The sequence below is a fragment of the Halomonas sp. A3H3 genome, assembly GCF_000982975.1.
GTDB classification, from domain to species: Bacteria; Pseudomonadota; Gammaproteobacteria; order Pseudomonadales; family Halomonadaceae; genus Vreelandella; species Vreelandella titanicae.
This window is the reverse complement of record NZ_HG423343.1, coordinates 5244630-5257057: the sequence shown is the minus strand read 5'-3', so window position 1 is coordinate 5257057 and position 12428 is coordinate 5244630. Positions and strand designations below refer to the sequence as shown.

Sequence of the window (12428 nt, the reverse complement as noted above, 5' to 3'; positions counted from 1 at the left end):
CGCTACTGTAACCCTTAGCGCCGCATACCAATGGTGCGGCCAGCAAGCTCGGGCCAAGCGTCTTTATGAGCTTGGGGTAGTTCTGTCACGCGATTTGCGACCGCTTCTGGAAACGGGCTTGGATGCCCAGAGGCTTGTTTCATGCCCATCAACATCTGCTCGCTGGTGGCTATCAGGTTATCTTCTTCATCGAACAGGGTGAAAAAGACGTGCAGGCGCTTTGTGTCGCTATCCAGTAGTGTCAGGCTGACGTTCAGGGCTTGGCCTTGGTGGGCCTCGCGGCGGTAGCAGAGGTGCGTTTCCAAGGTATAGATCGTGTAGCCATAGTGTTCTCGGCCCGCTTCATCCAACCCAATGGTGTCGATAAGCGCCTCGCAGGCCAGAGAGAAGACGCGGGCGTACTCCGCGTCGTTCATATGCCCGTTGTAGTCGACCCACTCGGGAGCGACGTGGGTTTTATAAATAATCATTAAATGCGCCCCTGTAAGCCTTCGGCTTCCGGCCAATATTTTTGCACCACCTCGAGCAGCTCGACTAAAAAGTCATCCCGGCGCCGGTCGAGCGTAGCCACTGAACGTCCTGCCGCTTGATGCTCACACCCCTCGACGACTTTATCAATCAGTTCATCGGTGAGTTCCGGGGCCTCCAGCTTGGTCCAGGGCAGTTTTAGCGCTGGGCCAAATTGCTCCAGCATATGGCGCATGCCTGGCTCGCCGCCCGCTAGGTGGAAGGTTAAGAACGTGCCCATCAACGGCCAGCGGAGTCCACAGCCGTAAACCACGGCGGCATCGATCTCCTCGGTGGTCGCCACGCCATCGTTAACCAGATGCAGGGCTTCCCGCCACAGCGCCTCCATTAAGCGGTCGGCAATGTGGCCCTCGATTTCTCGGCGAACCACCAGTGGGCGCATGGCGAGCGCCTGATACAGCCTCTGGGCGCTGGCGGTCTGTGTGGGCTGGGTTGACTCACCCCCAACAAGCTCTACCAATGGCAGTAAATACACCGGGTTGAAGGGGTGAGCGACGATCACGCGCCCAGGCGCTTGTTGGCACTGCTGCTGCAGGTCGGTGGGTTTAAAGCCGGAGGTAGACGAGCCAATAATGACGTTCGGTGAGGCAGCAGCGTCAATCGCGGCTAAAATCTCTTGTTTTAGCGGTCGGCGCTCGGGCACGTTTTCCTGAATCAGGTCCGCACCATCCACGGCTTTTTCAATCGTATCCGCAAAGGTTAACCGCTCAGGGCTAGCATCGGGTGCTAAACCGAGCTGGGTTAACGAGGGCCAGGCATTGTCGATAAACGATTGGGTACGCGCTGGCGCCTGGGGATCTGGGTCGAAGGCGACGACGTCCCATCCTTGGGCGAGGGCGCGGGCAATCCAACCGTTGCCAATCACGCCGGTACCAATCACGGCTAAGCGGCTCATACATCACCTCCGACTGCGTTACCCATGATACGTCCGGTCATCGGGTCGCGTAGTTTGAGATGAACGCGGGTTTCTGCAGGCGTCATTACTCGGGCGCCGAGGTTTTCAATAATGGTCGACGCTTTCTCGACCAGTTGGCCGTTGTTGGCCAACACGCCTTTCTCTAAAAACAGGTTATCTTCCAACCCAACCCTAGCGTGGCCACCCAGCAGCACCGCCTGGGCGACCATGGGCATTTGATGTCGACCAATGCCGAAGGCGGCCCAGTTAGCGTTGGCAGGTAATTTGTTGCGCATGGCCAGCATCGTTTCTGTGTCCGCTTCAGCACCCCAGGGAATACCCAGACAGAGCTGATAGAGCGGGTCGCCATCGATCAAGCCCTCTTGCTGAAGCTGGCGGGCAAACCAGACGTGGCCCAGATCAAAGCACTCCAGCTCAGGCTTAACGCCTGCGGCCTGAACTAGGCGGGCGTGTTCACGCAGCCAGTCTGCGGGGTTTACGTAGACCATATCGCCAAAATTGAGGCTGCCGCAGTCCAGCGTACACAGCTCGGGGAGCAGTTCGCCGACCGGGGCGTGACGCTCGGCGGGTGTTTGGATATCGGTGCCTGGGCCGCCGCGCGTTGGGTCGGTGGCATCGGGTATCCAGTCGCCGCCGCCACCAGCGGTGATGTTCATCACAATATCCACATCGGCCTCGCGTACGCGCTCCATCACTTCGCGGAACTGCTCAGTAGAGTGGCTGATGCCGCCGGTCTCCGGGTCGCGAACATGGATATGCGCGATGCTGGCCCCGGCATGCGCCGCTTCAATGCAGGAAGCTGCAATGGCCTTGGGTGTAACAGGCACATTGGGGTTTTTTGCGGTGGTATCTCCCGCGCCCGTCACGGCACAGGTGAGAATGACATTGCGGTTCATGGCGTGCTCTCTAGTCAGCGGTTTATTCGCTTACTAGTGTGTCGCCGTGTGCAGACATTAGTTGTCATAAAGCGACATTCGCTATACATAAGATGCGATTTTTGATCTCGGCTAATTAATACCCGGTCATTTCCAAATAACCCTCGCCAAGCGGTTCGACGCTGGCGCGGTCGTTGACCACCACTTCACCTTCCCAATAGGGCACGCTGGTGGTCATCCAGCGGTTGGCGTGGGGCGCTTCGATGTTGATGTCGATCCCTACTGACGGTATTTCCAGCCGCCATTGGGTGGGCACATTGCGACCGGCGACAGCCGACGTTGCCAGCGGCGTCAGCGTAATGTCATTGGTTGCTAAGGGCGTGGAGTCGCCTTGGGGAGTAATCCAGGTGCCGGAGCGGTAGTCGGCGTTTTGGGCGGAGCCGCCACGTAGTTGAAACGCCATCAACTTGTGGCCGTCATTAAGGTGAATCGAGAACCAGTCCCAGCCTGATTGGCGGGCATCAAGCAGTTGGCTGCTCCACTCATGATCCAGCCAGCCGCGCCCGCTAACGGTTTTTGTCTCGCCGTTAATGGTGACTTCGCCGTTTATTTGCCAGAAGGGCTGGCTGTAGTACATGGAGCCCTGGCCATTGGCGGCTTTCTGGCTAAAACCCTCTTCGCCGTGAAGCACCAGCGGCCCCTCTGCAGTCAGTTCTAAACGGTAGCCAAAACGCGATGCACCCTCGCCGCTGTAGGCGGTTAGTGTAAGGTGATTAAAATCGCTGCTATCGGCTTCTTCGTTAGCTTTAAGCTGCCAGTCATCCAGCCAGGCATGAAAGGGGCTAATCATTACGCCTGCTTGGCTGTCCTGGGGAGTGTTCAATGAGGCCTGTGAATGGCTGCGCCCGAAACGTTCGGCCACCTGGTGTTGCTTGCCCTGGGAGATCGCCATATGGGCCATCCACAGTTGATCGGCTGCCCAAGGAGTAGGCGCGGGGCGTTCGCTGGGTGGCATCAGCGCCTGGCGAAATAGCGTCCACTGCAGGCCGACGGGCTCTCCTGCGGTATCTTCAAGGTTGGCGGTGATATACCACCATTCAATGCGGTAGTCCGGGTGGGCGGCGTGCTCTTGTGGAAAACTGAGCGGCTGATTAGGCTCGGCATGCCTAAAACCATCGGCGTCTTGTTCTAAACCGGCAAAGCCTGTGCTGTTGGTTTCGGTTTGATTCTCTTCGCTACAGCCGAAAAGTGTCAGCGCCACAGTGGCTATCAGTAGAAGACGCAAGGTTAGTCGAAGCCTTAAGCTCATTGATTGGCCTCTTCTGCTAGTAAGGCCCGCGGTGAGGCGCGCCAGAAACGCAGCGTGGGCAGGGCTGCTGCCAGGAGTGCCACACCAACGGCGGTGGCCAGAGTAACGGCCATTTCCCCAGGAAATAGATAGAGCGGTAGTCGCCAGCCGAAGGCGGCCACATTAATAATCGCCACTAATCCCCAGGTAATCGCGATACCCAGTGGAATGGCCAGCAGGCCGGTGGCTAATGCGGCACCGCTCAGTTGTGCCAGATTTAATTGTGCCAGCTGTGCTCGGGGAACGCCCAGCGCCCATAGCGGCGCTAACTGTTGGCGTCGGCTGCGTGCCTGGGTCAGCAGGCTGGCGAGCAGCGCTAGTGCCGCTACCGCTAGGGTTAATGCATTGAGCGCGCGGGTAATGGTAAAGGTACGCTCAAAAATCTCGGTGGCAATACGCTTGATCTCGCGTTGATCGCTCAGCGCATCGCTACCGAGGTCAAAGCGTTCGAGCAGGGCAGTACGCAGGGCATCAACATTGGCATCGTCACTCAGCACTAACCCTATGGAGCTAGGCGGCGCATCAAAACGCGCGGCTAGCTGGGGCGATGCCATTAGCACCTGCCCGCTGGGGTTGCCGTAGTCGGGATAAATAGCGGCGATGGTCAGCGTTTCATTGGCGCCAGGCGCGTTCAGCGTCAGGCGATCACCGGGGGAGAGGTTCTCTGCAGTGGCAAGTTGCTCGTTAATAAAAATCGCGCCATCACTAAAGGCTACCCAGGCGGATGAGCGGTCTTGTTGGGTTGCCAGCAGCGGCCAGTGCGGAGTGAGTGATTCGCCAGGGGTAATGCCGTAAAGCTCGATAGGCGTGCCTATCGAGCGGCTGCCTTCCGGCGTTGTAGCGGCCTGTAGTGTTGCATCGCTACGCCGTGTGAGCAGGCGCTCGAAGACCTCCGGGCGATCAGCCAGCCAAGCATCAATATCCGCATATTGCTCGGCGGGGGCATTCAAGTAGAGTGGGGCGACCAAGCGCTGATCGAGCCAGTCTAAAAACGTCAGGCGAAAGCCGCCGACCATGCTACCGACCCCCAGATTGGTCGCCAGGGCGATAAGTAGTGCCATCATGGCCAGTGACAGCCTAGGTAGCTGAAGCTGCATATCCGCCAGTGCCCAGTGAATAAGTGGGCGCCGCCGGGCGAGGTACGTCAGCGCTTTTAGTAGCAGTGCTAAAAAGGGCGGCAGCCACAGGGCGCTAGCCAGAAGTAACGCCGCTACCAGCGTAAAGCCTGTCACTAATCCATCGCCAGGGGGCTGAAAGCGAAGCCAAACATACAATGCTAGCGCAACGCCCATCGCGAAAGCGCCGCCGATGCTCATTAGCGATAATTGGCGGCGGTAACCGCTACGCCAGGCCTGCATCTGACCTAACTCCAACATGTTTAAGCGGGCCGCGCGCCATAGCACGCCGCTGCCTGCCAGCAGTAGTCCGCCAAGGCTAACCGCCAGCCCACCGACCCAGTAATGCCAGGGCAGGTTGAGCTCTTGCCCGATGCCTGCGCCATAAAGTGAGCCCAGGGTTGCCGCGACATCGGGCAGTAACAAACGTGCCAGCCATACGCCGCTGGCAATACCGGCAAGTGCTCCGATTAGGCCGAGCAGGAGCAGCTCTAAGCTGAGCGCTAGCACTAAACTGCGCCCTGATACACCCAGCACTCGCAGGGTGCGCAGCATGCCCAGGCGTTGCTCCAACGCTAGGCCTAGCGCTGCTTGAACGATGAATAGCCCCACGACCCAGGCAAGTAGCCCCAGTGCGGTAAGGTTCAGGTGAAAGCTTTCGGTCAGTTGACCAGGGGAGGCAAGCGTGGTGGCGCGGGTGAGCGTTAATCCTGGGGGCGCTTCAGTGAGTGCCCCCGGGGCGGCCACGATGCGCGTAAGCTGGTCGCCGCTTTCAAGCAACCGCGCTGCGGCGGCAATATCCATGATCAGCGTGTCTGGGGGTAGTGCTGGCGCTAAAACGAGCGGCGGGAGTGTTTTGCCATCTGCCAAGGTCGGGGTGGCAGCCGATGCATTCTCGCGCGTTATCCCTAGGGCTTCCAAAGCGTCAGGCGCTACGCGTGTTTGCCACGGGGGCGTTAGAAAGTCACTTAACGACGCGGAGATGTTGGCTTGAGCCAGCGCGTTATCGTTGGAAAGGGTCAGTGGGTCAATGCCGATCAGAGTTAGCCGGGTGCCATCTTGGGTAACGACTTCACCCTCTAGCATGGGCGATACGGGCAAGCCTGCTTGATGCAGGGCGTGATACTCGGCACGACTGAATGGCATGCCATCGCGCCGCTCAAGCTGATCCAGCTGGGTGTCAAACAGCGCATCGGCGCGGGCGTAGCTGTCGCGAGCGGTGGCGTTGATCGCCTGGATGCCACTCCATAGGGCACTAGCCACCCATAGGCCGAGCAGCAGCATAATCAGTTGGCTGGGGTGGCGCCGGTAGTGGCTAAGTAGCGTGGATAGCACTCGGGTCATAGAGCCGCTTCTAGTAGATGACCGTGGCTTAGGCGTAGGCAGCGATCAAGCGGAGCCGCCACTTGAGGGCTGTGGGTGACAATGAGCAGGGCGCACTGAGTTTCGCGAACCAGGCTCAATAGCAGTTCAAGCACTTCGCCTGCGGTGGTTTCATCCAAATTGCCCGTGGGTTCATCGGCAAGCAGCAGAGGTGGGCGCGGCGCCAGAGCACGACCAATAGCTAAGCGCTGCTGCTGCCCGCCAGAGAGCTGCTCCGGGTAACGTGTTTCCATGCCACTCAGCCCAAGCCGCTCAATTAAGTGGTCTGTCCAGTCGGCATCGTCGCGATTGGCTAAGCGCGCCTGTAAGCGCAGATTGTCGATGACCGTTAAGCTGGGCACCAAGTGGAATTGCTGGAAGACTAAACCCAGTTGCTCGCGGCGTAGCTTGGCGCGCGTGGGCTCAGGTAGAGACGCGACATTCTGGTTTTCGAAGCTAATTGTTCCTTGGTCGGGAAGATCTAAACCGGCGGCAAGATGCAGTAGGGTGGATTTGCCGCTCCCAGATTCTCCCATTAGCGCCAGACTTTCTCCTGCCGCGAGACGAAGGGAGACATCGTTGAGCACGTTCAGCGGCCCTTGTGGCGTCGTGTAGGTTTTATGTACCTGATGAAATTCCAGCATGGCTGCCTTTGTTGTCCATTAAGGTAGAGGCTAGTTGATGCTAGTTTGGAGCCCCTGGTGCACCGCGCTCCCCATATACTGCTATTCCACCCCTGCCCGTGCGTTTAATGAAATACATACTTTTATCCGCGGCATCAATAAGCTCGCCCGCATCGCCAAATCCGCCGTCGTTCAGGCAGGCAATGCCAATCGAAACGGAGACATAGATAGGGTGCGGGTCGTTGTGAGCCATGGGCGTTTTTTCTAAACGCTGGGCAATACGTTTGGCGAATACTTGAGCTGCCTGGGCATCTTCATCTGGCAAAATGACCAGGAACTCTTCGCCTCCCCAGCGCCCCGCAAGATCGCCTTCACGAATAAGCGACTGCAGCGTTTTGCCGAATTTTTGCAGCACGTTGTCGCCCATTTGGTGGCCGTATTGATCGTTGAGCTTCTTAAAGTGGTCAAGGTCAATAAATACCACTGACATGATGCGAGACTGTTCCTGGCACAAGACAAAGCGCTTATGCATCTGCTCTTCAAGCCAGGATCGGTTGGCAAGACCGGTGAGCATATCGGTTCGTGAACGCTCTTCTAACTCTTCTTGTCGTTGACGCAGGGAGGCGAGCTCTACTTGTTGCGTTTCAAAGCGCGCTTTGAGCTGTAACGTCTGTTGAAACAACAGCTGTTGGGCCTCGGCAAGCAACGATTCGTTATCCTGCAAAGGGGGGGCCGTCATTTGCAGCATGTCCGCCAGCGCTGGCAACTGTTCCTGAATATTCTCTAACAAAAGCCGTAATGAGATCGCATGGGCACCCTGGTAGGTTTCAAACTCTCGTATTACGGCGACGAGCGACTGCGCAGGATGTGAAGAGAGCCAGGCGTCGGCGATGGGCCCAGACAATTGAATGCAAAGCCTATCGGCGGCGGTAATGTCGTACTCATCGTGACTATCGCAGATACGCTGAGCGAGCGGTGTTGGAACACCCCACTTGGCGGCAAGCCAAGCACCTACTTGAGAGTGATCGCAGCCAAAAAGGCGCTGTTCCGACTCGGATAACTGTCGATGAGAGAGTGCGGCTTCAGCATACAACTCATGGCTCTCTTTAGGGTATGTTGCCCTTAAAGCCATGATGCCAATGTCTTGTAGTAAGGCGGCAGTGAAAACGGGCCCCGCCATGTCCGGGCAAAGCTGTATGGCAAGGTGTCGTGCAGCTAACGAGGCGATGATAGAGCGCATCCATACCCGCTGGTAATGGGCGTCAATACCTCTGTTTTGAAGCAGGCTGAAGCTCATTACCGCTGCCAGCGTGGTGTCTAACCCCAAACGTGCCGTTGCTTCTTGGCACGCATGTACCTTTATATGACTACGTGAGAAAAAAGCGCTATTGGCAAGGGCAATGATACGCATGCTCAAGGCAGGATCACGCTCGATAGCATTGGCGTAGTCGTTTACCGACGGATGCTCAGTACGCGCCACTTTTAAAACGTTAACGGCGACAGCAGGGAGGGTAGGTAAGTTTGGGCACTTGAGTAGATCAGCTATCAAAAATAACGGTAATTCTGTCGTTAAGACCAGGTCTTTCGAATTATCCTTTGCCTGGATGGCCTGCATTATTCTCTCCTTACGCGTATTTAGCTTGCAGCAGCCGTGAGCCATCCATGGCAATTGCCGTATTGGGCAGTATTCAGTCGTTTGTCTCAAACCATTTTAGGTGATTCGTCTGCTAAATACTCGCGTTTGAATGCCGATTTTATTACAGCTCAAAGTTCAAAAAATACGCTAAACCGAGAGGTTATGTAAGATATTTCTCAGAACCAGCTAAGAAGTTGGCTATTAGATGTCCGGCGCGACATGCGACTAAAGGGTATGGCGATGAGCCTTTTTTTATCTCAATTCAACTACCATACTAGTCATATCAGCTTCTGACACTAATCGTCTCAGGCTTCTCTAATTAGGATCAGGTGCAATGCACACGACATTACAAACGCTCTGGCAGGGAACCCACGAAGGGGAATCGGTTCGCCAACGGCTATTTCATGTGCTGAGGCAGTCGATTATTCAGATGGTACTGGCGCCGGGGCAGGCGCTATCGGAAAAGGAGCTTGCCGACACTTTTTCGGTGAGCCGTCAGCCAGTGCGGGAAGCTTTCATAAGGCTCTCAGAGTCAGGCTTGGTGGAAGTTCGCCCTCAAAGGGGAACCTATGTTGTACGCATTTCGCGCCAAGCGGTGCTAGAGGCACGATTTATTCGTGAGTCGCTTGAGGTGTCAATCGTACGCGAAGCCACCAAGCAACCCCTTCAGTCTGGCGTGCTAATGGAGCTTAACGAGCTTATTGATCGACAGCGTAGCTGCATCGAGCGACAAGACCATGACCGCTTCTTCTTTCTTGATGAAATGTTTCATCGCACCTTGGCATTGGCTACGGGACAAACCATGGCGTGGAATGTGATTGAAGACGTCAAAGCACAATTAGACAGAGTACGGTATTTGAGTATTCCTGATTCTACGCCTATTCCGAAATTGGCCGATCAGCATCAGGCCATCGTGGATGCGATATCTGCTGGAGATACTGAAGCGGCAGTTCAGGCAATGAGTATTCATCAATGTGAAATACTCCACTCTCTGCCTGAATTAGAGCATCGCTTTCCGGAGCTGTTTGAAGGTGTGAGCATGAATGTTCATGCGCTAACTATATAAAACCCACTAATGAGTACAACAACGCTGCACAAGTTGCATGAAGTAGATCCAGCCAGAACTGGCTGGTGAATTATCAACAATAAATAGATGTCTTTAGGAGCCCTACATGAAACTCACAAAATTACTGCCTGCTGTTGCATTGGTTGTCGCAAGCCATTCGGCTCACGCTGCTTACCAGCTTAATGTCTCAATTGCGTTGAGTCCTCAGGATCCCATTGCTCAGGCGATGGAGAGCGCTAAAGAGGCGATTGATGAGCGCTCAGAGGGAGAGCTGACCATTCAGATTTTCCCAAACAGCCAGCTTGGTTCTGACGAAGACGTGATCGAACAAATTCGTAGTGGTGCCAATATCGCGATCTTAGTCGATGCGGGGCGTTTATCGGAGTATCAACCTGAGTTGGGTATCTTAAGTGCCCCTTATTTAGTTGAAGACTATCGTGACTATGACCAAATCACAACATCTCCGCTTTACCTTGATTGGGTCGAAAGTATGGCAGAAACCAGTGGTTTACGATTACTCAATTATAACTGGTTTCAAGGGTCACGGCAGATGCTGACTCAAAATGAAGTGAAGACACCTGATGATTTGAGTGGTGTGCGTGTACGGACTATCAACTCACCAGTATGGGTGAAAACCGTCGAAGCGATGGGCGCTACTCCAACACCGCTGCCTTGGTCAGAAGTTTACTCAGCGCTACAGCTAGGGTCGATCGACGGGGCTGAAGCACAACTAACCGCCGCTGAAGGCCAAAATCTGCATGAAGTTATTACTCATGTGGCACTAACAAACCATATTCATTTGATGACCGGTATTGCGACTTCTGAACAGTGGTATCAAGCATTACCTGATGAGCTGCGCTCTATTCTTGATGAAGAACTGCTAAAAGCTGGTGAAGCCGCTAGTCAAGCAACCTCAGCGGCTCAAGCCTCAGTGCGCGCGCGGATGGTAGCGGAGGGTGTTACGTTTTCTCAAGTGGATATGGGCGTATTCAGAGATCGAATGGGCAGCGTTTATGAAGAGCTAGGTTACAACCAGTATCGTGATCAATTGCTTTCTTCAGAGTGAGTCTCAGCCTTTGCCCATTAGGGCAAGGGCTTCTCTTTTTTCCTCTTTGCTATTACTTAACTGTCCGGATGCCCGTATAGGGCGAGGAATGCTGTATGTGGCATTGGTACGATAAAGGTGAGGAGTGGCTGGCTATTATGCTACTCGGTGGTACCTCTCTCACCATGTTAGTTAGCTCAACGGCTAGGGCAATAGGGAATCCTTTTGCAGGGGGCGCTGAGCTTGCACAATTTTTGTTTATTTGGACTGCTGTATTAGGGGCTGATATTACTCTGCGCCAGGGAGGCCAGGTGCGAATTGATGCCCTTGTCATTCGTTTACCTCTTAAGTTACAGCTCATGATTACCAGCCTATGTGTTGGGATGATGATGCTCTTTCTAGCTCTTTTAATCTGGTATGGCTTCGTTCTAGCAGCTTCAAACTGGCAGCGTCCCATGGGAGTGGCAGGACTTAGTTATGGGTATATCACTCTGGCACTTCCTGTCGGGGCATTGTTAATGATGCTTTCACTGGTACGCCGCTTGTTCGCTAAGGGCGTCATCGGGAGTTTGGTTGTTGACGATGATGACATTGTGGAGGAGGCGCTATGACGGCAGCTCTGTTATTAGGATTTGGTCTGCTTCTCATGGCGATAGGTATGCCCGTTGCCTTTGCTATTGGAATTGCGGGTTTCTCCTATTTCTTATTGCCAGAAACATTTTTACCGACAAGCATTGCCGTCCAGCGCATTGTATCTTCGACGCAATCATTTCCACTATTAGCTGTGCCGTTGTTTATTTTCATCGGCCATTTAATGAACGCCAGCGGTATTACCCCCCGTTTGGTTCACCTTTCTACTCTATTAGCAGGATGGATGAGCGGTGGTTTAGCCCAGGCAAGTATCGTGTTGAGCACCTTAATGGGCGGGGTTTCCGGTTCTGCCGTGGCGGATGCCGCAATGCAATCCAGGGTGCTGGGAAAAAGCATGATTAAGGGAGGCTATTCAGCGGGGTTTACTGGGGCGGTGCTCTCTATTGGGGGGCTGATTACTGCGACCATTCCACCGAGTATCGGTTTGATCCTTTACGGCTATCTTGGCGAAGTTTCGATAGGGCGGCTATTTATCGCAGGCCTCGTGCCGGGCTTCTTGCTAATGGTGGCGCTGATGCTGACCACTTACATCATGGCTAAACGACGGGGCTATCAGCCAGTAAGGGAGCGGTTGCCCACCGGCCGTGAAGTGCTTAAGGCCCTACGTGGCAGTATCTGGGCAATTCTCTTCCCCGTATGGCTCTTGGTGGGTATTCGCTATGGACTTTTTACCCCCTCCGAAGCAGGTGCTTTTGCGGTTGCTTATGCCTTGTTGGTGGGCTGCGTAATACACCGAGAAATGGGTATTAAAGAGATACTTAATGCCATGCGTGCCAGCGTAAGAGATATTGGCATGATAATGCTGATTATTATGTTCTCAGGCATTATTGGTTATGTCGTCTCTTTTGAAAGGGTGCCGCAAACAATAGCAGAGCTAACACTTGGCGTATTCTCTAGTCATATAACACTGTTGCTGGCAGTTTCCGTAATACTTGTTTTTCTAGGTATGTTGTTAGAAGCCACGGTTGTTGTCATGTTGTTAACCCCCATCTTGGTGCCCGTTATTAAAGCCGCAGGTGTTGATCCTGTTCATTTTGGGCTGTTAATGATGACGCTGGTTACGTTCGGTGGCATGACACCTCCTGTGGGTATTTCAATGTATACCGTGTGCGGAATATTACGATGCTCTTTTTATGAGTATAGCCGTGAGTTACTGCCTTTTGCCTTTGCTGTATTTGTGGTTGTGCTGGGCATTCTCTTCTTCCCCAATGTAGTGCTGTTTTTGCCTAATTTATTGCTGGGCTAAATCTGCCTATGACACTC

The 12428-nt window shown here is 54.4% G+C and carries 11 protein-coding genes; 4 read left to right on the top strand and 7 right to left on the bottom strand.

The genetic code is table 11. The features are described from left to right. Window positions 1-14 precede the first annotated feature (14 nt). From HALA3H3_RS23915 to HALA3H3_RS23885, 7 genes are all read right to left on the bottom strand, one after another. Window positions 15-470 (bottom strand): thioesterase family protein, encoded by a 456-nt coding sequence (locus HALA3H3_RS23915; RefSeq protein ID WP_022524061.1) that lies wholly within the window; start codon window positions 468-470, stop codon window positions 15-17. After that, window positions 470-1423 (bottom strand): L-carnitine dehydrogenase, encoded by a 954-nt coding sequence (locus HALA3H3_RS23910; RefSeq protein WP_022524060.1) that lies wholly within the window; start codon window positions 1421-1423, stop codon window positions 470-472. Before HALA3H3_RS23910 ends, HALA3H3_RS23915 begins: the two co-directional genes overlap by 1 nt. Further along, window positions 1420-2340 carry a beta-keto acid cleavage family enzyme gene (locus tag HALA3H3_RS23905; protein WP_022524059.1) on the bottom strand — a complete coding sequence of 307 codons (921 nt, stop codon included), beginning with the start codon at window positions 2338-2340 and terminating at the stop codon, window positions 1420-1422. Before HALA3H3_RS23905 ends, HALA3H3_RS23910 begins: the two co-directional genes overlap by 4 nt. Before the next feature lie 115 nt (window positions 2341-2455). Then, window positions 2456-3628 carry a lipocalin-like domain-containing protein gene (locus HALA3H3_RS23900; protein WP_022524058.1) on the bottom strand — a complete coding sequence of 391 codons (1173 nt, stop codon included), beginning with the start codon at window positions 3626-3628 and terminating at the stop codon, window positions 2456-2458. Continuing rightward, a complete protein-coding gene (locus HALA3H3_RS23895; RefSeq protein WP_022524057.1) occupies window positions 3625-6126 on the bottom strand; it encodes an FtsX-like permease family protein in 2502 nt (833 codons plus the stop codon). The genes HALA3H3_RS23900 and HALA3H3_RS23895 overlap by 4 nt, the downstream gene beginning before the upstream one ends. Further along, window positions 6123-6788, bottom strand: coding sequence for an ABC transporter ATP-binding protein (locus HALA3H3_RS23890; RefSeq protein ID WP_022524056.1), 666 nt, complete (start codon window positions 6786-6788; stop codon window positions 6123-6125). Before HALA3H3_RS23890 ends, HALA3H3_RS23895 begins: the two co-directional genes overlap by 4 nt. Window positions 6789-6828: 40 nt before the next feature. Further along, a complete protein-coding gene (locus tag HALA3H3_RS23885; protein WP_022524055.1) occupies window positions 6829-8382 on the bottom strand; it encodes a sensor domain-containing diguanylate cyclase in 1554 nt (517 codons plus the stop codon). Between the two features lie 355 nt (window positions 8383-8737). Here HALA3H3_RS23885 and HALA3H3_RS23880 point away from each other — a divergent pair, with 355 nt between their 5' ends. From HALA3H3_RS23880 to HALA3H3_RS23865, 4 genes are all read left to right on the top strand, one after another. Next, the gene (locus tag HALA3H3_RS23880) at window positions 8738-9469 is read left to right on the top strand and encodes a GntR family transcriptional regulator (protein WP_022524054.1); all 732 of its coding nucleotides are present in this window, start codon (window positions 8738-8740) and stop codon (window positions 9467-9469) included. A 106-nt stretch (window positions 9470-9575) separates the two neighbouring features. After that, window positions 9576-10535 (top strand): C4-dicarboxylate TRAP transporter substrate-binding protein, encoded by a 960-nt coding sequence (locus tag HALA3H3_RS23875; RefSeq protein WP_022524053.1) that lies wholly within the window; start codon window positions 9576-9578, stop codon window positions 10533-10535. A gap of 95 nt (window positions 10536-10630) precedes the next feature. Continuing rightward, entirely contained in the window at window positions 10631-11125 is a 495-nt protein-coding gene (locus tag HALA3H3_RS23870; RefSeq protein ID WP_022524052.1) for a TRAP transporter small permease, read from the top strand. After that, window positions 11122-12411, top strand: coding sequence for a TRAP transporter large permease (locus HALA3H3_RS23865; RefSeq protein WP_022524051.1), 1290 nt, complete (start codon window positions 11122-11124; stop codon window positions 12409-12411). The genes HALA3H3_RS23870 and HALA3H3_RS23865 overlap by 4 nt, the downstream gene beginning before the upstream one ends. Window positions 12412-12428 lie beyond the last annotated feature (17 nt).